19 protein-coding genes and 3 tRNA genes are annotated in these 21159 nt (G+C 40.3%); 17 read left to right on the forward strand and 5 right to left on the reverse strand.

Annotation, left to right across the window (positions count from 1 at the left end; all coding sequences use genetic code 11):
* Positions 1-107: 107 nt before the first annotated feature.
* Positions 108-1310: a bifunctional alpha/beta hydrolase/OsmC family protein gene (locus KK487_RS05730; RefSeq protein WP_013464576.1), complete on the reverse strand. Its 1203-nt coding sequence runs from the start codon at positions 1308-1310 to the stop codon at positions 108-110.
* Positions 1311-1736: 426 nt separating this feature from the next.
* Between KK487_RS05730 and KK487_RS05735 the strand changes: the two genes are divergently transcribed.
* Complete coding sequence (locus tag KK487_RS05735; RefSeq protein ID WP_013464577.1) at positions 1737-2576, forward strand: isopenicillin N synthase family dioxygenase; 840 nt, start codon at positions 1737-1739, stop codon at positions 2574-2576.
* A 171-nt stretch (positions 2577-2747) separates the two neighbouring features.
* On the forward strand, positions 2748-4145 hold the full coding sequence (locus tag KK487_RS05740) for a DEAD/DEAH box helicase (RefSeq protein WP_024601635.1): 1398 nt from the start codon (positions 2748-2750) through the stop codon (positions 4143-4145).
* A gap of 70 nt (positions 4146-4215) precedes the next feature.
* Here the strand turns inward: KK487_RS05740 and KK487_RS05745 are convergent, their stop codons facing one another.
* Both KK487_RS05745 and KK487_RS05750 read right to left on the reverse strand, forming a co-directional pair.
* Entirely contained in the window at positions 4216-4962 is a 747-nt protein-coding gene (locus KK487_RS05745) for a DUF3307 domain-containing protein (protein WP_024601636.1), read from the reverse strand.
* A complete protein-coding gene (locus tag KK487_RS05750) occupies positions 4962-5585 on the reverse strand; it encodes a hypothetical protein (RefSeq protein ID WP_215522043.1) in 624 nt (207 codons plus the stop codon). The genes KK487_RS05745 and KK487_RS05750 overlap by 1 nt, the downstream gene beginning before the upstream one ends.
* Before the next feature lie 139 nt (positions 5586-5724).
* Here KK487_RS05750 and KK487_RS05755 point away from each other — a divergent pair, with 139 nt between their 5' ends.
* The 8 genes from KK487_RS05755 to KK487_RS05790 all read left to right on the forward strand — a co-directional run bounded on the left by KK487_RS05755 (position 5725) and on the right by KK487_RS05790 (position 14252).
* The gene (locus KK487_RS05755; protein ID WP_024601637.1) at positions 5725-6219 is read left to right on the forward strand and encodes a LabA-like NYN domain-containing protein; all 495 of its coding nucleotides are present in this window, start codon (positions 5725-5727) and stop codon (positions 6217-6219) included.
* Positions 6220-6406: 187 nt separating this feature from the next.
* A complete protein-coding gene (gene nudC / locus KK487_RS05760) occupies positions 6407-7333 on the forward strand; it encodes an NAD(+) diphosphatase (RefSeq protein ID WP_024601638.1) in 927 nt (308 codons plus the stop codon).
* A 3-nt stretch (positions 7334-7336) separates the two neighbouring features.
* Entirely contained in the window at positions 7337-8515 is a 1179-nt protein-coding gene (locus tag KK487_RS05765) for a cystathionine beta-lyase (RefSeq protein WP_024601639.1), read from the forward strand.
* 143 nt (positions 8516-8658) lie between these two features.
* Entirely contained in the window at positions 8659-9486 is an 828-nt protein-coding gene (locus KK487_RS05770; RefSeq protein ID WP_024601640.1) for an ABC transporter permease, read from the forward strand.
* The gene (locus tag KK487_RS05775) at positions 9483-10391 is read left to right on the forward strand and encodes an ABC transporter ATP-binding protein (RefSeq protein ID WP_013464586.1); all 909 of its coding nucleotides are present in this window, start codon (positions 9483-9485) and stop codon (positions 10389-10391) included. Before KK487_RS05770 ends, KK487_RS05775 begins: the two co-directional genes overlap by 4 nt.
* A complete protein-coding gene (locus tag KK487_RS05780) occupies positions 10391-10765 on the forward strand; it encodes a PH domain-containing protein (RefSeq protein ID WP_013464587.1) in 375 nt (124 codons plus the stop codon). Before KK487_RS05775 ends, KK487_RS05780 begins: the two co-directional genes overlap by 1 nt.
* 208 nt (positions 10766-10973) lie before the next feature.
* A complete protein-coding gene (locus KK487_RS05785; protein WP_013464588.1) occupies positions 10974-11762 on the forward strand; it encodes a putative porin in 789 nt (262 codons plus the stop codon).
* A 213-nt stretch (positions 11763-11975) separates the two neighbouring features.
* Positions 11976-14252 (forward strand): acyl-CoA dehydrogenase, encoded by a 2277-nt coding sequence (locus tag KK487_RS05790; RefSeq protein WP_013464589.1) that lies wholly within the window; start codon positions 11976-11978, stop codon positions 14250-14252.
* 125 nt (positions 14253-14377) lie between these two features.
* Here the strand turns inward: KK487_RS05790 and KK487_RS05795 are convergent, their stop codons facing one another.
* Both KK487_RS05795 and cysK read right to left on the reverse strand, forming a co-directional pair.
* A complete protein-coding gene (locus tag KK487_RS05795) occupies positions 14378-14827 on the reverse strand; it encodes a hypothetical protein (RefSeq protein ID WP_013464590.1) in 450 nt (149 codons plus the stop codon).
* Positions 14828-14972: 145 nt separating this feature from the next.
* A complete protein-coding gene (gene cysK, locus KK487_RS05800) occupies positions 14973-15941 on the reverse strand; it encodes a cysteine synthase A (protein WP_028835324.1) in 969 nt (322 codons plus the stop codon).
* A gap of 377 nt (positions 15942-16318) precedes the next feature.
* Here cysK and KK487_RS05805 point away from each other — a divergent pair, with 377 nt between their 5' ends.
* The 7 genes from KK487_RS05805 (at position 16319) to KK487_RS05835 (ending at position 21149) form a co-directional block, all read left to right on the forward strand.
* Positions 16319-17470 carry a dicarboxylate/amino acid:cation symporter gene (locus KK487_RS05805; RefSeq protein WP_016899481.1) on the forward strand — a complete coding sequence of 384 codons (1152 nt, stop codon included), beginning with the start codon at positions 16319-16321 and terminating at the stop codon, positions 17468-17470.
* Between the two features lie 167 nt (positions 17471-17637).
* A complete protein-coding gene (gene uvrY, locus KK487_RS05810; protein ID WP_016899482.1) occupies positions 17638-18288 on the forward strand; it encodes a UvrY/SirA/GacA family response regulator transcription factor in 651 nt (216 codons plus the stop codon).
* A gap of 9 nt (positions 18289-18297) precedes the next feature.
* Positions 18298-20121 carry an excinuclease ABC subunit UvrC gene (gene uvrC, locus KK487_RS05815; protein ID WP_036956961.1) on the forward strand — a complete coding sequence of 608 codons (1824 nt, stop codon included), beginning with the start codon at positions 18298-18300 and terminating at the stop codon, positions 20119-20121.
* A gap of 42 nt (positions 20122-20163) precedes the next feature.
* A complete protein-coding gene (pgsA, locus tag KK487_RS05820; protein WP_013464594.1) occupies positions 20164-20709 on the forward strand; it encodes a CDP-diacylglycerol--glycerol-3-phosphate 3-phosphatidyltransferase in 546 nt (181 codons plus the stop codon).
* Between the two features lie 139 nt (positions 20710-20848).
* Positions 20849-20924 (forward strand) — tRNA-Gly (locus KK487_RS05825).
* Positions 20925-20952: 28 nt separating this feature from the next.
* Positions 20953-21026 (forward strand) — tRNA-Cys (locus KK487_RS05830).
* A gap of 36 nt (positions 21027-21062) precedes the next feature.
* A tRNA-Leu gene (locus tag KK487_RS05835) sits at positions 21063-21149 on the forward strand.
* Positions 21150-21159: the final 10 nt, after the last annotated feature.

The raw sequence follows: 21159 nt of genomic DNA on the forward strand, positions 1-21159 counted from the left end.
ATTGTACCTATTATTCAACCTCTATATTTTATCTCAGATTGTGAGGTTGCTTCATTGAACATCTAAGATAGCGCAGCCACAGCTGCGCTATCTTAGATGTTCTTTAGTCACTCCACTAATTCACTCACCACCAAAGGGCTATTATGTAGCGTTTTATGCACAGGGCATTTATCGGCTATTTCGAGTAATCGATTTCGCTGAGCGTCAGTTAAATCTCCTTGTAAGGTTATTTTGCGGGTAATGGCCTCTAGATTGCCGGTTTTTTCGCAATCATCACAATCTTGGTTGTAATTGCGGGTATGGTTAAGCTCTACTTTTATATGCTCTAGCGGTAACTCTTTGCGACTTGCATACATGCGAAGTGTCATTGCAGTACACGCTCCAAGCCCAGCGAGTAAATGATCATAAGGGTCTGGGCCTAAGTTTTTACCACCAACATCAGTAGGCTCATCAGCAAGCCATGTATGGTTTTTAGTACTCACGTGCTGAGTGAATTGATGATCTTTTTCTTCAACTAATACACTGCCGTTAGTTAATTTTGCACTATAGGGTGTTTTCTCGTATTTAACATAGCGATTAGCCCACGTAGCAATGACATCGGCTGCGTAGTTAGCGTCTTCTTTATTGCTGAGTAAGTGATCGGCATTATCTAAACTTATAAAGCTTTTTGGATGCTTGGCTGCGGCGTAAATTTTTTCGGCTTCACTAATATTCACGGTGGCATCAATAGGAGAGTGCATAACCAACAAAGCACGCTTAAGCTTGCCTATATGGCTGTTATCGTATTTGGCGATGTCATCTATAAATTGCTTTTTAATCGTAAACTCACGCCCAGCTAAACACACTTTTGCTTCACCCGATTGGTTTATTTCATCTAAATGAGCAGCAAAGTTATGAGTAACATGCTGGGCATCTGATGGCGCGCCTATAGTCGTAATAGCTGACACTTCGGGTATATGCTCTGCTGCTGCAAGCACCGCAGCACCACCTAAGCTGTGACCTATTAATAACTGAGGTGCTTTAAAGTGTGTTCTTAAGTGATTGGCAGCAGCCACTAAGTCTTGAATGTTTGATGAAAAGTTACTGTTGGCAAAGTCACCGTCGCTATTACCAAGCCCTGTAAAATCAAAGCGTAATACAGCAATGCCTTGCTGAGTGAGTGCGCGGCTTATTCGTGTTGCAGCCGCTACATCTTTAGAGCAGGTAAAACAGTGGGCAAATAAGGCATAAAATTTCACCTCACCAGAGGGCTGTTCAAGTTGTCCAGCAAGTTCTAATTCACCGCTTTTAAAAGAGACTTTTTGTCGCATGGGAATACCTTAACTAATTGATAAAGTGTGTGGTGCTGATAAATAAGAGATTGGTACGGTGGGATGAAAATTCAATATTGGCATTATTTTGATCTCGATCAAGCTAGAAAGGGCTTGCCAATTGAGTGCGGACATATGTCCTTATAATTTCAAAGGGGTTTGTCTATCCTCGCACAGCATAAAAATGCAGCCTTTATTACTTGAATTAAGTAGTTAAGCTATATTTGAATGTAATACCAGTTTGCATAAACCTGTGATTAATTTAATGTATTAAGTCGTTGTTTATCGTCGTTTAAAAAACCTTATCTAGAACAAGTAGATATAATTTTTTTGCGTAGTTAGCATGTAATATTTAGTTAATTTAATGGATCTTTACTCAAGCGAATTGGTAAATGGCTTCTAACAACCTACTTACTGGAATGTACCATGCAATTACCCACAGTTGATTATAAAGCGGACGATGCGGCTGCGCAATTTGTTGAATCGTTGAGAAATACTGGTTTTGGCGTATTAAAAAACCATCCTATTCCGCAATCTTTAGTTGAGTCTATTTATAAAAATTGGCAAGACTTTTTTAACTCAGAGCAGAAGCATGAGTTTTTATTTTCAAAAGAAACGCAAGATGGCTATTTTCCACCGTCGGTATCAGAAGTTGCTAAAGGCCATACAGTAAAAGACATTAAAGAGTACTTTCATGTTTATCCTAAAGGCCGTGTTCCTGCTCAATTAGAAGCTGATGTGCGTGAGTACTACCGTTTAGCTAATGAATTTGCGGCAACATTATTAAGCTGGGTTCAGGCTGAAGCGCCTGAAGAAGTCCGTGCTAAGTTCTCTATCGATTTAAAAGATATGATTGCCCAGTCTGAGCAAACGTTGTTGCGTATTTTACATTACCCGCCAATGACAGGTGATGAAGAGCCAGGTGCTATTCGTGCTGCTGCGCACGGTGATATTAACTTATTAACCGTATTGCCAGCGTCAAACGAGCCAGGTTTACAAGTACAAAAAACCGATGGCGGTTGGTTAGATGTGCCATGTGATTTTGGTAGTTTAATTATTAATATTGGTGACATGCTACAAGAAGCATCAGGTGGCTATTTCCCATCAACGATTCACCGTGTAATTAATCCATCAGGTAAAGCAACAACCAAATCACGTATTTCATTACCTTTGTTTTTGCATCCTCGTCCAGATGTGGTGTTATCTGAACGCTACACAGCAGATAGCTACTTACAAGAGCGTTTACGTGAGCTAGGTGTAAAATAATCCTTTAGCATATGTAATGCTCAGGTAAATAAAAAGCGGCTGTTTAGCCGCTTTTTTAGTATTTGTGTGTATTGATTTGACACAAAGTAAATAATGGCATGCATTCTGAGCTACTAAAGGTATAATGCGCGCAACTGGCCACTTTGGCCTAATTTGAAATAGAGAGTTTATATGAGTTTTGATGGTTTAGGTTTATCACAGTCTTTAGTTAATGCGGTTTTAGAAAAGGGCTATGAAACGCCAACGCCTATTCAGGCTCAAGCTATCCCAGCAATTATTGCGCGTCGCGATGTAATGGCCGCAGCACAAACAGGTACCGGTAAAACCGCTGGTTTTACTTTGCCACTAATTGAGCGTTTATCGTCGGGCACTAAAGCAAAAAGTAATCATGTACGTGCGCTTATTTTAACGCCAACCCGAGAGCTTGCGTTGCAAGTAAGCGAAAACGTTGAAGAATACGCTAAGCATTCTGATGTGAGTTCGTTTGTGGTTTACGGTGGTGTAAAAATTAACCCACAAATGCAGCGCCTGCGTAAAGGGGTTGATATTTTAGTGGCCACACCTGGGCGCTTAATTGATTTACACAATCAAAACGCGGTTAAATTTGATAGCGTTGAAGTACTGGTTTTAGATGAAGCCGACCGTATGTTAGACATGGGCTTTATCCACGACATTAAACGCTTAATTGCAAAAATGCCTGAAAAACGTCAAAACTTAATGTTCTCAGCAACCTTTTCTGACGACATTCGTGCATTGGCCAAAGAGTTAATTAACGATCCGGTTGAAATTTCAGTCGCTGCCAAAAACACGACTGCTAAAAGCGTGACTCAATGCGTGTACGCAGTAGATAAAGCGCGTAAAACGGCCTTATTAAGCCATTTAATTCGTAGCAACAATTGGCAACAAGTACTGGTATTTAGCCGTACTAAACACGGTGCTAACCGTTTAGTTAAGCAACTGGAACGTGATGATATTGTTGGCGCAGCAATCCATGGTAATAAATCTCAGGGCGCACGTGTTAAAGCATTGGAAGGCTTTAAAAGTGGTGAAGTGCGCGTATTAGTGGCAACCGATATTGTTGCCCGTGGTTTAGATATTGTTGAGCTTCCACACGTAGTTAACTACGACTTACCTAATGTATATGAAGATTATGTTCACCGTATTGGCCGAACTGGTCGTGCGGGTGCATCAGGGCATGCCATTTCGTTTGTAACGGTCGACGATGCAGTGGATTTATACGGTATTGAACGCTTTATTGGCGAGTTAATTCCTCGTGCTGAAGAAGAAGGCTTTGAACCGGCTAACCCTGTTGCTGAGCGCGCCCTCGATGCTCGCCCACTGCCTGCTAAAAAGCCAAAGAAAAAACAACCATTTAATAAGCCTAAATCTGATAGCAGCAAACCTAATAGCAAAAAGCCTAACAATGGTGGCAATGGTACAGGCCCACGTCGTGGTGGCTCTAAAAAGCCAGCAGCAAAAACAGACGAGAATGCACAAAACCCTTGGGCAAAGCGTCAATCGGTAGGGGGCACTGGTCAGCGCCGTCGTCGTCCAGCAAATAACGACTAATTGTCACTGCGTTTAGTTAAACGCAGCTGCAAAAAAAGCGCTAGCTTTAAGGTTAGCGCTTTTTTTGTTTTTAATTTATCAGTAAGTAATTAATGCCTAGGCCAACAAACAGCGTAACGCTAACACTCAGTAACGTGCCTAGCATCACATATTCCGTGAGTTGTTTATCTTTACTGGCACTTAAGTCGCCAAATCTAAACACGGATTTGGCGGCAATTAAAAACCCAAGCCCAGCAAACTGATCTAATAAAATAAATGTCAGCATAAGTACTCGTTCGAGCATACCAATACTTTGTCCTGCTAAAGGGAGGCTACCATCACTAGAAAAGTGATTAGTTAAACGCTCTAACATCATTCTTATAAATACCGCACTGGGACTTAAAATAATAAGGTAACCAGTTATAACCCACAGCACTTTTTCGTTGAACAATAACGCCATAAAATTGTTAGTAAATTGCTGATTATCAGTGAGCCAAATGCTTATCACAACAAGGACGGTGATATGGGCAATTTGGTCTAATAAAAAAGGCACCACGCCTTTATTTGAATACGATTTTGCAATATCAATAAAGTAGTGGCTGATCATAATAATACTGGTGGCCAGTAATACGCTGCTTAGTTGTTGCCAGCCAAAGCTATATTCCCAAAGTGCAACAACGACAGCGCTGGTAACTCCGTGAATCAATACATGGTAGTAAAGTTTTTTTGCTTTAAAATGACGGGTGTTTCTGTCGTTTACCCAGCTCATGGGTTGCCAATAAAAATCAGCGAGTAAGTGGCCAATAATCAGTGCAACGAGTAATAGTGAAAATTCCATTAGTCATGTCCTTGCTGTATGCTTTTAAGCTGTTGTTGTGCATGTAAAATAAATCGTTCTATCAGCTGATAGTTAGCAAGATTAAGCAGCTTAGTAACGTTTTCTCGGCTGGTGTTGAGCTCATTAGCTAAGGCTGCATGGTTGTTATTAGTATGGGTTAAATATACATACAAAGCATTTGCTTGTTTTTGGGTTATTTTACACAGTAATACATCGACAAACGCTAGGTTTAGCTCAAAGCTCTCATCAACTGGTTGTTTTGCAATAGCAAATGTAAAGCGCTGGTTTGTCATTTTATCTAGCTCATGACCAGAGAGAGTAAACGCAGAGCCTGTAGCGGTTTTTATACTCGTACCAGGGTTATCTATGTGTCCCAATGCCATGCTTTGACGCAATTCATAGCCGGCAGATTTGAGCTGTAGATAGATAAGAATAGCGGTGGTAACTAACCGTTCACTTTTTTCTACTTGCAGCTGAAATGCATCCCCACGGTAAATATCCCAAGATGTTGTTTTATTACAATTTGCACGTAAACTTTGCTCTAGCTGATAAAGCATGGCATCGTATTGTTGTTTAGGTATTTTTTGCGATTTAATTATATCGCCGCTGATCACACCAATCATATAAATCCAGATAGATTATTTATATGTAACTAATTTTGGTTACATCTTAAAATGTAACCGTATTTGGTTACATTGGGTTTGGTAACTAATTTAGGTTACTTAACACGCAATTGCAAGTATTACTCATTAGGACATAATAATGACCTCACAACAAAGCAGTAAACCTCGTGTAGGTATTTTTGTCGATGTACAAAATATTTATTACACCTGTCGCGAGAGCTACGGTAAAAACTTTGATTACAATGCCTTTTGGCGAATGATAGAGCAACAATACGATATTAAATGTGCGTTTGCTTATGCAATATACCGAGGTGATGAAAAGCAAAATCAGTTTCAAAATATTTTGCGCGCTATTGGCTTTGAAGTAAAACTAAAACCCTTTATTCAACGCCGTGACGGCAGTGCCAAAGGCGATTGGGATGTAGGTATAACCATAGATATGTTAGAGCAGGGAAAGCAGCTTGATAAGGTTATTTTACTCTCGGGTGACGGTGACTTTGCGTTATTACTTGGGCACTTAAAAAATCAATACAATGTTCCGTGTGATGTATACGGTGCTGATAAATTAACCGCAGAGGTACTTAAGCAAAGTGCTGAGCAATTTCATTTAATTGACAATCAGTTACTACTTTAAAAAGTATAAGCGCTGCGTTGGTTCGGTGTATTTTTGAGCAGAATGCCCACCTTCAACATGAGCATTTTTAATACAGCGGGTGCATAGATTAATTAAGCCTAATTTAGGCTTTTTTTATGGCGGTAATAAATTGGGTTTAGTGGATGATTATGGTAATTTTAAGAATCAATTAGTATCAAGGAATTACATGCTTAACTACAGTAATATGCCATTAGACAGAGGCTCAAATGCGCGCAAAGACCCTACTTGGGTAGACGCAAAAAAAACAGCAGACAGCTTATGGCTTTTAGTTAAAGGCAATCACACCTTATTTGCTAACAGTAGCCCTGAGGTGGTGTATTTGGCTTACCTACAGGTGGCACATTTAGATTTAACGCAGGCTATTTTTTTAGGTTCAAATGAGCAGGATAATGCCGTATTTGCGCTAGATGTAACCGCACTCGAAGAGTCGTTATTAGCAACGATTATTGATGGCGCCCAGTTTGCAGATATTCGCCAGTTTGGTACACAGGTGGCGCTTGAAGATGGCTCAAATGCAGCGCTTGCCCGTGGGTTGTGTTACTGGCATGCCACTCATAGTTTTTGTGGTCGTTGTGGTACCAAAAATCACTTAGTTGAAGCGGGTCACTCTCGATTATGCGACAATCCTGCGTGTTTGCACCAGACTTTTCCGCGTACCGATCCTGCGGTTATTATGGTAGTAACTAGAACATTTTCTGATGGGATTGAACGCTGCTTATTGGGTCGCCAAGCAACTTGGCCAAAAGGATTGTATTCATCGCTTGCAGGCTTTGTTGACCCTGGTGAAACCCTTGAGCAAACCGTGATCCGAGAAGTAAAAGAAGAGGCGGGTATTACTGTGGAAAAAGCTGAATATATTGCTTCGCAACCTTGGCCGTTTCCTTCGTCAATTATGCTAGGTTTTATTGCCACAGCAAGCAGTGATGAAATAAGCACAGAGCAAGATGAACTTGAAGATGCAAAGTGGTTTTCTCGCGAAGAACTTGCGCAATTTAAAGATTGGCACCATCAAGGGGAGCATTTAAAGCTACCTAGAGCTGATTCAATTTCGCGTTATTTAATTGAATATTGGCGTACTCAGATAGAAGGATGAATCATGTCGAGCAAAAATAAAAATACTCAGTTAGTCTCATCAGGGCGCAAAAAAGCGTACACCCATGGCGTAGTCAATCCTGTGGTACAGCGCGCTTCAACGATTGTGTTTGATTCTGTGAGTGAGCTTAAAGAAGCGGCTAAAACACGCGGTGATAAAACGTTATTTTATGGCCGTCGTGGTACCACTACGCATTTTGCCCTGCAAGAGGCAATTACTGAACTCGAAGGGGGTGAAGGCTGTGCCTTATACCCATGTGGCGCGGCAGCGATAAGCCAAACATTGTTATCGTTTTTAAAGTCCGGTGATCATATTTTAATAGTGGATACTGTTTACGAGCCAACCCGTGATTTTTGCGACAAGATTTTAGCGGGGCTGGGCATTACTACGACCTATTATCCGCCCATGATTGGCGCAGATATAAAAGAGTACATTCAAGACAATACCAAAGTGTTGTTTTTAGAATCTCCGGGTTCAATTACCATGGAGATTCAAGATGTTCCCGCTATGGTGCAAGTTGCAAATGATCATAATGTGATGACGGTGCTTGATAACACTTATGGTAATGGTTTGCACTATCGCCCACTTGAACATGGTGTTGATATTAGTATTCAAGCGGCAACCAAATATATTGTAGGTCATTCAGATGTGATGATGGGCGTAGCTGTAGCGAATAAAAAATATTGGCCAACACTTCGTGAACACTCTTATTTACTCGGGCAATGCACCAGTGCAGATGATGCGTATTTAGCACTACGAGGTTTGCGTACCATGGCGGTGCGATTAAATCAGCATGAAAAAGCGGCTATTGAGGTTGCTAAATGGTTAGAGCAGCACGAGTTAGTTGATCATATTCGCCACCCAGCATTTGAAACATGTCCTGGGCATGAATTTTTCAAACGCGATTTTGACGGTAGTAATGGTTTGTTTTCGTTTGTAATGAAAACCGGTAACCAAAAGGCCATTGATGCTTTTTTAGATAGCTTGCAGCATTTTAAAATGGGCTTTTCTTGGGGAGGCTTTGAGAGCTTAGTAACGGCAAACCTATCAATGAAAGGGCTGCGCTCGCAAACAGGATGGGAGCATGGACCTGTTATTCGTTTGCACATTGGCTTAGAAGATGCTGAAGATTTAATTGCCGACTTACAGCAAGCATTCGCTATTTATGAGCAACATTTATAATTACTAATTGTTTAAATTACATTATTTGTTACAAAGCCTACCTCTGAGTAGGCTTTTTTTTGCTAGCAATTCAACGTGTTTACACTTAGTGTTGTTAAATAACGCTTATTTTAAAGCATGAACAACGTCATTAAGGATAGTCAATGGCAACACCATTACCAATAAACGTAGGGCGCTTAACTCAAATTGCGGGTTTTGAGCTTGTACGTATGTTTTTAACTAAACGAGGACTTATTGCACTGGCGGCTTTCGCGCTAGTGTGGCTTGTTATTTTACGTTACCCCATAGGGCAGGCAGTGGGCATTATCAGCTCCCCCGATTTTGAACAAATAGCCCGTGATATTTCCGGCTCTATTGGATTAAATAAGTTACTTGATTGGCCTGAAGCCGAATTTGCTATGTATTGGCTAATTGCTTTGTATAGTTTTCCTGTTTTTAGCTTATTTATTTGTAGTGATCAAACTGTGGGTGACAGAGAGAGGGGGACTTTAAGGTTTTTATCACTGCGCTCAACCCGCTTTGAAATACTCTTTGGTCGATTTTTAGGGCAGTTAGCGGTACTAACCTGTTTAGTTGGCATTACATTGGTAGCGACATTGGCGGTGCTCGGGTTTCGCGATCCGAGCTTACTTGCTGGTGGCGTTGGCCGTGCAGTTTCAATATTTTTAATTCTCATTGTTACTTTTGCGCCGTTTGTTGCGTTAATGAGTTTGATTAATACTTTTGCGAGCTCATCTCGCTTATCTATTGTGTTAGCCATTTTATATTTTACAGCCGGTGGCATTATTGTTGGATTGCTGGAGTGGCAAATACCCGCATTAAGTGTGCTTGATTATTTATTCCCTGGTGTGCAAATAGAGTTATTAGCCGGACAGAACTTACCGCTATTGAGTGCATTGGCTATTCCGCTTGTGCAAACAGCGGTGCTACTTGTGGTTGCGCAACGTGTTTTTGCAAGGAGCTCACTATGAAATCATTAATCACAGGGCGTAATTTAAGTAAATCGTACGGCTCAAAACTGGCTCTTAATAATGTGAATTTTGAGATTCAAAAAGGTGCTCCCGTTGCGCTTGTTGGCCCTAATGGCGCAGGAAAAACTACTTTATTTAGTTTGCTGTGCGGCTATATAGCCCCTAGCATGGGAGAGCTTGAAATACTCGGCCATAAACCAGGCAGCGCTGCTTTATTTAATAAAGTGAGTGCATTACCGCAAGATGCCCAGCTTGATCCGCGTTTTAATATAGATAAACAACTTAGTTTTTATGCCAAGCTACAAGGCATGAGTACTAAGCAAAGCCACGTAGAGGCACTTCGTGTGCTTGATTTAGTGGGCCTTAGCGAAATTGCAAAAAACCGCGCTGGGGATTTATCCCACGGTATGCGCAAGCGTGTAACCATAGCGCAAGCATTAATTGGCTCACCACAAATTGTAATGTTAGATGAAGCCACGGCAGGGCTTGATCCTATTCATGCCAGAGAAGTGCGCGAGTTGGTATCTCAGTTAAGTGACCAAGCGACGTTTATTTTAAGTTCACATGATTTAACTGAATTAGAACGACTGTGTTCCCAAGTACTCCATTTGGATAAAGGCGTATTAAGCGAGCACCAAACTAAAGCAGTGAACACCGATAAGCACTTTTACACCTTAATGCTTAGCGACGTGTATCAAAATGTGGAGCAACAACTCCAAGCACTTGAGGGGGTGAGTCGTGTTTATATGAGCCAGCACAAAGAGTACGTGATTGAGTATCAACCAACCAGTGATCCGCTCGATATAGCACTATTGCAATTTTGTCGCCAACATAATTGGCAGTATCGGCAGTTAGTAAATGGCCATACATTAGAAAATCAAATATTTAAACAGGAGAAACTATAATGGGACTATTTAGTGGTTTAATGGGTAATGCCAGTGAAGTGGATGACGCTGATTTAGAGAAAGTGTTGGCAAATACCCTTATTGAAGGTGAGCAAGTTGAAAAAGCGTATAAAGTTGTCCGTGATATGTTTATCTTTACTAATAAGCGACTTATTTTAATCGATAAGCAAGGCGTGACAGGGTCTAAAATGGAAATGATCAGTATTGCCTATTCTAAAATTACTAAATTCAGTAAAGAGAGTGCAGGGCACTTTGATTTAGACGCCGAGTTAAAAATATGGGTAGGGTCAGATCCAACGCCTATTAGCAAGGACTTTAAAGCAGGTGATAACATAAATGATGTTTATAGGATAATCAGCCAGTATTCATTATAGAAACAAACAAAAATCGGTGTAAAATTAAAGTAATTGTTTACAGCTTGTTGCGATTACTTTAACATAAATTACTCCAACACTTTCTTACAAATTCCCTAACAAATACAATTGCTTGATTCAGTTTTCGTTCAGTTTCGCGGCGTTAGCATACCCCCACTTTAGCAATGTAGTTAAAGTACAAAAACAATGTACATAGGGATGTTTCATTATGAAAAAGTTAGCAATTATTATTTCAGGTCTTTTATTATCAAGTGCTGCACACGCTGCAGATAGCTATCAATCAATCAGTAACTTAGGCTACACAGATACTGATAACAACGATACTATCAGCGTGGACTCTACTTACTACTTCTCTCCAAAGAGCACACTAGGTCCATACGACCAATTCGAATACATTAACAAGCAAAGCAACGTATTTGGTGGCTACGCTGATGACGATTTTGGCGATGTGACTGCTATTGGTGGTGAATACTTCGTTGAAGATTTTGTTGTTGGTGCGTCTTACCAAAATGCTGATTACAACTCTAACAACGAGTCATACACACTTTCTGCTGGTTACTTCTTCAACCCTGACTTACTTGCAAAAGTAAGATTTGTTGATCAAAAAGATGGTGATAACGTTACATTCTTTTCTTTAGCATACAACCACATGCTAAACGATACAGATTACGTAGGTATCACTGTAGAATCAGATGATGATTTTGATTCTCGTTCAGTAGCTGCTAAATACTTTGTTGATTTACAACAAGGTAACTACTTAACAGTAGAAGGTACATTTGTAAGCCTTGACGAAGCAGATGATCAATGGAACGTAGAAACAAACTACTACTTCTCTAAAGCGACTTCTGTATTTGCAGCTTACGATAAAGAAGACAACTACAGCTTTGGTGCTCAACACTTCATCAATAAAAACATTGGTTTAAAAGTGGGTTACGGCAACAACGCAGATGACTCAGATAACGATGCTTACTTTGCTAACATGCGTTTTCAGTTTTAATTAAATAATTAAAACCAGTTAAGTAGTAAAAAGCCCACATTTTGTGGGCTTTTTGCTGTGTGTAATAAATTAGTGACTTTACTCATCGTTATATTTTAATCGCAATAGAATAACTTCATCATTTAGTGGCACTCGTCTGACAGCCCATTGTATTTAAATTAAGATCGGTCATAATTAAATCAGTGTTTTTATAACTGTAAAAGGAATGTGCTCATGTCAGTATTTATTATATTACTGGTTGTGGTGGTCGTGGTGTTTGCGATTAAAGATATCCGCCTTAATTTAATTACTCGACCTACTTTTAAGATGTTTAAAAAGGTGTTGCCGCCATTATCGCAAACAGAGCGAGAAGCCATGGAAGCGGGCGATGTTTGGTGGGATGGCGAGTTATTTAGTGGTGAGCCTGACTGGCAAAAATTACATAATTATCCGCGCCCTAAGTTAAGTGAAAAAGAAACTGCATTTATAGATAATCAAGTTGAAACTTTATTAGCCATGCTTGATGACTATAAAATTGTACAAAAAGACAAAGATTTACCTAAAGAGGTTTGGGACTTTTTAAAAACCGAAGGGTTTTTTGCAATGATCATCCCTGAAAAATTTGGGGGTCTTGAATTCTCTGCTATTGCTAACTCTACGATAGTGTCAAAAATTGCGACTAAAAGCTTAACGGCCGCCGTAACGGTCATGGTGCCAAATAGCTTAGGTCCTGGTGAGTTATTACTGCATTACGGAACAACTGAGCAACAAAATCGTTGGTTACCTAGCCTTGCAAAAGGCGACGATGTACCTTGTTTTGCATTAACGGGCCCAGAGGCTGGCTCTGATGCTGGCAGTATCCCAGATTCAGGCGTGGTGTGCAAAGGCGAGCATGATGGTAAGGAAGTGTTGGGACTGCGTTTAAATTGGTCAAAACGTTACATTACCCTTGCGCCTGTGGCGACTGTGTTAGGTCTTGCATTTAAAATGTACGATCCAGATGGATTGTTAGGCGATGAAAAAGAGCTCGGAATTACGTGTGCACTTATTCCAACTGATCACCCAGGTGTTAAAACAGGAGAGCGTCATTACCCACTTAACATGGCGTTTATGAATGGCACAACGTACGGTAAGGATGTATTTATTCCGCTTGATTGGATTATAGGTGGCCAGCAAGGGGCAGGGCGCGGTTGGCGCATGCTAGTAGAGTGTTTAAGCGCAGGGCGTGGTATTTCATTACCGGCATTAAGCACTGCAACAGGGCACTTGGCAGCTAAGATGACCTCGGCTTATACGGTTGTACGCCAACAGTTTGGCGTGTCAATTGGGCAATTTGAAGGCGTACAAGAAGGGTTGGCACGTATTGGTGGACTAACTTATGCATTGGAATCATGCCGATTAATGACCGCAGGTGCAATTGATTTAAAACTTAGCCCGTCAGTAGTGACTGCTATTGCAAAGTACCACATGACAGAAATGGGTCGAACGGTAATGAATGATGCAATGGACATTCATGCAGGTAAAGGGATTCAGGTTGGGCCTAATAACTATTTAGCACACGGTTATATGGGTATTCCCGTCTCTATTACCGTAGAGGGCGCCAATATTCTTACCCGTAACCTTATGATATTTGGCCAAGGTGCAACCCGTTGTCATCCTTTTGTGTTAAAAGAAATGGAAGTTGCAGCAATGGATGACGATGATGCTGCACTTGAGCAATTTGATGGCTTGTTAATGAAGCACATTGTATTTGCACTGAGTAATGCAAGTATGGCCTTGGTGCATGGTTTGACTCGCAGCTACTTTGCCAAAGCGCCTGTGTGTGGAGAGACGGCCGTCTATTATAAACAATTAGGTAGAATGAGCCGAGGATTGGCGTTTACAACGGATGTTGCAATGTTGATGTTAGGTGGTGAACTTAAACGTAAAGAAATGATATCGGCACGTTTAGGCGATGTGTTAAGTCATTTATATATTGCATCAACGGTATTAAAGCGTTTTGAAGATGAAGGGCGTCAACAAGCTGATTTGCCTTTTGTAAAATATGCTATAGAGACATCGTTATATGCAATAGGCCAAGCATTTGATGGCTTCTTTAAAAACTTTTCTAATCCAGTGATTAACTTTGCACTTAAGCGTATTGTTTTTCCATTAGGTAACCATTATCACAAACCAAGTGATGCTATTGCCCAGCGTATTTGCGAGCACATGACTCAACCAGGGGTATTTAGAAATAGACTTACCCATTTGTGTTATGTGGATGAAAATGCCGGAACGGGTGTTATGGAAAATGCTTTCTTAGCAATGCACGATATGCACAATCAATTTAAGCAGTTGAAACAGTGGCAACGAAAAGGCAAGGTGCCTGCCACCTATGATATTGAACAAGCGATTGATTACGCACTTGAACATGAGTTAGTAACTAAAGTTGATGGTGAAGCAATGCATCATGCCAATAAGCTAAGAATGCAGGCTATTGCGGTTGATAACTTTAAACCTGAAGACATTTAACACTGGATTATAATAATGTAGATAATAAAAAAAGCCTTAAGTTTATGATTTAAGGCTTTTTTTATGTTGTGTATTTTTTTAAGCTCGAATATACGGTTATCGTTACTAAGGCTCTGAATGACTGATCAGCGCCCGTAAGGATCGGCGATGATTTTATCTACGTACCACTTACCTTTTATTTTAAGCATTTCGATGCTGCGGAAATCATCGATTTTTTTACCATTAAAATAACCGGTAAACACAATGTTTATTTTAGCCTGATTGCCATACTGTTCTCGCAGGCTTGAATTTGACATATCAATTTCAATCACAACTTCATCGTATTGTAAATTAATAAGACTACGCGCAAACTGTTTGGCCGTCCCATACGATTTCATTATGCGGGCTAATTTAGGCGTTGCGAAATCGCTGGCTTTTTGCAAGTTATGCTGGTTATAAAGCGCATCAAAATACACAGTAGCAGTGTCGCCTGGACGATCATTGTCAATATACTGCTCTTTAGGTTTAGTATTTTCATTACAGCCAACGATCAAAATACTAAAAATGAGCACAAAAATGGTTAAAATTGTTTTCATATTTGGTCAGGTTGATTACTTATACATAAAGTGTGTGATGGAATGGAGAAGATGTAAAGAGGAGTGAACTAAATAGATAGTAACTTATTAAAAAAGCAATAAAAAAGGATGTTAAAAAACATCCTTTTTTAATCAGAACGCTCGATTATTGAACAAGCTCTTGTTCGCTAAACTCTTCGTCAAACATCGGGCTTGATAAGTAACGCTCTGTTGCACTTGGCAAAATAACCACAATATTTTTATCTGCATTTTCAGGACGTTCAGCAATACGTTTCGCTGCAACCACAGCTGCACCTGATGAAATACCAACTAAAATCCCTTCTTTTTTCATTAGCTCGTGACACATTGCTATACATTCTTCATTAGAGACTTGCTCTACACCATCAATTATTGATAGGTCTAAATTCCCAGGAATAAAGCCTGCACCAATACCTTGAATCTTATGTGGCCCAGGTTTTACTTCTTCACCAGCAAGTGTTTGGCTAATTACCGGAGAGTGGCTTGGCTCTACAGCGATTGATTTTACATTTAAGCCTTTTTCTTTTTTAAGATAACGGCTTACACCTGTGATAGTTCCACCAGTACCAACGCCTGCAACAAAGAAATCGATTTTGCCATCAAGTGCATCAAAGATTTCTGGGCCAGTTGTTTCAAAGTGAATTTTAGGGTTTGCAGGGTTTTCAAATTGTTGTAATAAAATAAACTTTTCAGGGGCTGATGCTTGAATTTCTTTGGCCTTAGCAATAGCACCGTTCATACCTTTAGCACCGTCTGTTAGTACAAGATTAGCACCGAGTGCTTTTAATAGCTTACGACGTTCTAAGCTCATGGTGTTTGGCATTGTAAGCGTTAATTTGTAGCCGCGTGAGGCTGCTACGAATGCCAGTGCAATGCCCGTGTTACCTGATGTTGGCTCTATAAGCTCTTTATCTTTGGTAAGTTGACCTGATTTTTCAGCTTCCCAAATCATCGATGCACCAATGCGGCATTTAATACTAAAGCTTGGGTTACGCGACTCAACTTTAGCGTATACATTCCCACCTGTAACACGGTTAAGTTTTACCAACGGTGTGTTACCGATGCTTAGTGAGTTATCTTCAAAAATAGTAGACATAATGTTCCTTTAGGTACAATCTGATCAACACATTAACAGTTAGTCTGTTAACTTTATAAGCCTACTTTACTGTGAGATAAAAAAAGTTAAAGTAAGCTTTGGCTATAACATATATTAATTCCGCTTATAACGGATTGAACTAAAAACTTAACCTGTTATTTTTTTAGTTATTAAAAAGGTGAACTTGAAGCCATTTGTTCGTTTTTAACTTTGTACTGTATTTTTTGTTTATGTAGTCGTTATTTAAACAAATCAACACTACATACTTATATTTTGTTGGTTAATTGTGCAAATGAACTGCGGTTGAACAGTTTATTGACACAAACTATTCAAAACATGATAAAAACACACTATCTAAATTCAATAAAGTAATCACCATGAAGTTAATCTTAAAATTAATTGCCGGTATTGTGGCCGGTATTTTAGTCGGACTCTATATTCCCTTAACTGGCGTTGAGCTTTTATACACAGTAAAAGAGCTTATTGGCCAGCTTATTAGTTTTACAATTCCACTGATTATTTTGTTTTTTATTGCCTCTGGGATTGCCGGGCTTCCTAAAGGGTCTGGGCATTTACTGGGAAAAACGGTTGGTTTTGCTTACGGCTCAACAATTATTGCCGGTACCTTAGCGTTTTTATTAGTCACAGCGATTATTCCGTTCCTAAGCGGTGGAATTTCATTTGAAGCTGAAGCCGTCACCGAGGTAGGTAGCTTTATTGACTTAGAAATTCCACCATTAATGGGTGTAATGACTGCTTTAGTCACAGCCTTTGTATTTGGTATTGGTATGAGCCAGCTAGGTTTAGACACATTAAAAACGGTGTCTGATCAAGGGCGCGATATTATAGATGGTTTACTTGCTAAAGTAATTATCCCAGCATTACCTTTTTACATTGCGGGTGTGTTTGCTGAAATGACCGTGGCAGGTACCGTTGTTGATACATTACAGGCCTTTGGTGTAGTACTCATTGCCGCATTAGTGATGCATTGGTTATGGTTGAGTGTGCTTTATATTGTATCGGGCCTATTACTTAAGCGTAATCCTATTGAGCTAATTAAAAACATGCTACCTGCGTACTTTACTGCATTAGGAACCATGTCGAGCGCGGCAACCATTCCAGTCTCTTTGCAATCAAGTAAAGCAAATAACGTTAAAGAAGATGTAGCTAACTTTACAGTCCCATTATGTGCCACTATTCATCTATCAGGTTCAACAATTACAATAGTTACTTGTGCTATGGCTGTGATGTTTTTATCGCCTAGCATGGAAGTACCTTCACTAATGGCTATGTTGCCATTCATTATGATGCTAGGTGTGGTTATGATTGCTGCACCAGGTGCCCCAGGTGGCGCGGTAATGTCGGCGTTAGGTTTATTAACTAGTATGCTTGGTTTCAACGAAGGTGCAGTGGCACTAATGATTGCGCTGTACCTTGCACAAGATAGCTTCGGCACTGCGTGTAATGTAACTGGCGACGGTATCATTGCTTTGTGGGTAGACCGTTTTAGTGAAAAAGCCTCAGCTTAAATCACTATGGCGTATTTACCTACGATAGGTAAATACGCTTTGACAATATTGGGTCATAGCGACCGACGGCGAAAGCATAATATTAGTTATGGTTTCGTCGTATCTATGCTAATGTTGAAAATTAATTTTGTTAACTTGCATCTTATTAGGCTAGTGAGGGTGTTCCATTGATTAACGTACTTTTAGTTGATGACCATGAACTTGTGCGCACGGGGATCAGACGTATTCTTGATGACATACGTGGTTTTAAAGTAATAGGTGAAGCTAAAACAGGCGAAGAGGCTGTACAGTTTTGTCGTCAACATGCGCCAAATATAGTATTAATGGATATGAACATGCCTGGTATGGGCGGGCTTGAGGCAACTAAAAAGATTTGCCGTTATTGTCCCGATGTAAAAATTATTGTGCTTACAGTTAATTGTGAAGACCCATTTCCGAGCAAGGTTATGCAAATTGGTGCTCATGGCTTTTTAACCAAGGGGGCAGGATCTGATGAAATGGTGCGTGCTATACGTTGCGTGCATGCAGGGCAACGTTATATTGCGCCAGAAATAGCACAGCAAATTGCGCTTGCACAGGTTACTGGGCGAACTGATGAAAACCCATTTCAAAGTTTGTCTGAGCGTGAACTGCAAATTATGCTGATGATCACCAAAGGTGAAAAAGCACAGGATATTGCTGAGCGCTTAAATTTAAGCTCTAAAACAGTAAACAGTTATCGCTATCGTATGTTTGAAAAGCTTAACGTAGGGGGCGATGTCGAGCTTACTCATTTAGCCATACGTTACAAAATGATTGATATAGATATCTCTTACTAGTCGATATATATGTCTGAATTTGATCATGCCCAGTTTTTAAAAACATTATCGAGTGAGCCTGGCGTTTATCGCATGCTCGATAATGACAACCAAGTTATTTATGTCGGTAAAGCTAAAAGTTTAAAAAAGCGGGTGAGCAGTTACTTTCGCAGCAACATTACCGACAGCAAAACCCGTGTTTTAGTGAGTAATATTTGTAATATTGAAGTCACACTTACTAATACAGAAACAGAAGCGCTTCTGCTTGAAAATAACCTCATTAAGAAATATCAGCCACGTTATAATATTCTGTTACGTGATGATAAATCGTACCCGTACATATTACTCACGAATCATAAGCACCCTCGTTTAGCCTTTCATCGTGGTAGCAGAAAAGTAAAAGGCGAATATTTTGGCCCGTTTCCAAGCGCTGGAGCCGTATCAGAAAGTTTGCGCTTAATGCAAAAAATATTTCCGGTACGTCAATGTGAAGACGCTTACTACCGTGCGCGTAGTCGGCCATGCTTGCAATACCAATTAAAACGTTGCTCTGCGCCGTGTGTTAATAAAGTCTCTGAAGATGAATACGCGCAGCAAGTTGATTATGTCCGTAAATTTTTAACCGGTAAATCCCATGAAGTAATAGCCGATCTTATCGCTAAAATGGAAAAAGCCAGTGAGCAGCTTAATTTTGAACTCGCAGCTAAAGTTCGCGACCAAATTATGCTATTGCGTAAAATGCAGGAGCAGCAGTCTATCTCAGGTAATTTTGCTGAAATGGATGTTGTAGGTTTTGCCCATTTAAATGGCTTAAATGGGATTCATCTACTAATGATCCGCGATCATAAAGTGCTGGGTAGTAAAACTTACTTTCCAAAGGTGCCTAAAGACTCACAAGAGCAGGAAATCTTAACCTCTTTCTTAGGCCAATATTACTTAGCACCGGGAGCAACAGGACGCATTGCCAAAGAAATCATCTTACCATTTGAAATAGAAGAAAGTGATGCACTAGGTGAAGCCTTGACTCAAATTAGTGAACGTAAGGTATCGCTTAAAGTGGTTACCCGTGGTGAGCGTGCACAGTACTTACAGTTAGCGAATAAAAACGCATTAAATAGTATTACGGTTAAGCAAAGCACTCAAGACTCTATAAACAAGCGTTATGCTCAATTAAAGGCTACCTTGCGTCTTGATGACATTAATCGCATGGAATGTTTTGATATCAGCCACACCATGGGTGAAAACACCGTGGCCAGTTGTGTTGTCTTTGATTCTCAAGGGCCTAACAATAAAGAATATCGTCGTTACAACGTCACGGGCATAACTGGTGGCGATGATTACGCCGCTATGGAATTTGCACTAAACAAACGTTATAACAAGTTAGTGGATGAAGATAAAATTCCTGATGTGATTTTTATTGATGGTGGTAAAGGCCAATTAGGTAGGGCAGAACAATACTTTGAAAACTGGCCGCATGCAAAAATGCCACTATTAGTTGGGGTTGCAAAAGGCACTAGCCGTAAACCAGGCCTTGAAACTTTACTTATTGACGGTGGGCGTAAAACTATTCCTATGGATTCTGATGCACCCGCACTGCATTTAATTCAGCATATTCGCGATGAGTCACATCGCTTTGCTATTGCAGGACATCGAAATAAGCGTCAAAAACAGCGAACTCAGTCGCTATTAGAAGAAATAGATGGCGTTGGTTCAAAGCGTCGACAAACATTATTAAAATATTTAGGGGGCATGCAAGGCGTAAAAGCTGCTAATATAGAACAGCTAAAGAAAGTTCCTGGGATCAGTCCTGACATGGCTGAGAAGATATTTAACCATTTGCATGACAAGGGCTAGCCCTATGTGCGAATATAGAAAAAAAGACATATCCAAGTAGTTATGTGGAATATTCCAAACACACTCACAACGTTTAGACTCTTTCTTATCCCCATTTTTTTGGTGATATTTTATATGCCTTATTCATGGGCATTCTTTGTTGCTGCCTTTATTTTTTGGCTTGCTTCAATCACAGACATACTCGATGGCTATTTAGCGCGTAAGCTTGAACAATCAACGCCTTTTGGTGCGTTTTTAGACCCTGTTGCTGATAAAGTAATGGTGTGCGCTGCTTTGGTTGCTTTATCTGAGCATTATCAATCTTTGTATATGACTATTCCTGCACTTATTATTATAAGCCGTGAAATTGTTATATCGGCGCTACGAGAATGGATGGCTGAGCAAGGCAAACGCGGCAATGTAGCTGTATCCGATATGGGTAAGTTAAAAACCGCAGCGCAAATGTTAGCCATTATTGGCCTAATTTGGCAGTACGATACCTGGATGATGTATTTAAGCTATGGCTTACTTTATATAGCGACGTTTTTAACGCTCAGTTCTATGGTGCAATATTTAGTTGCAGCATGGGCAGAATTGACCAAAAATTGATTGTAAACGTCTAATAACGCACCATTTTAGATAAAAAATAATCAAACAGTTCAAAAGTAGCATTTTTTGTGTTGACGCGTTTAATAATCTCTGTAGAATGCGTCCGTGTTGAGAGGGCATAGCCCCCTAGATAAACAAAGCGGCACTAGCTCAGTTGGTAGAGCGCGACCTTGCCAAGGTCGAGGTCACGAGTTCGAGCCTCGTGTGCCGCTCCAGTTTATCTTAAAGCTAACCTAGTATTGAGGCGGAATGGCAGAGTGGCCATGCACCGGATTGCAAATCCGTTTACCCCGGTTCGACTCCGGGTTCCGCCTCCAATCAACACTCCACACGCTTTAATTAGCAAACTCGATGCCCGAGTGGTGGAATTGGTAGACACAAGGGATTTAAAATCCCTCGACTAACAAGTCGTGCCGGTTCAAGTCCGGCCTCGGGCACCACGTTGTGGTT

It is taken from the genome of Pseudoalteromonas sp. SiA1 (assembly GCF_018732205.1).
GTDB classification, from domain to species: Bacteria; Pseudomonadota; Gammaproteobacteria; order Enterobacterales; family Alteromonadaceae; genus Pseudoalteromonas; species Pseudoalteromonas tetraodonis.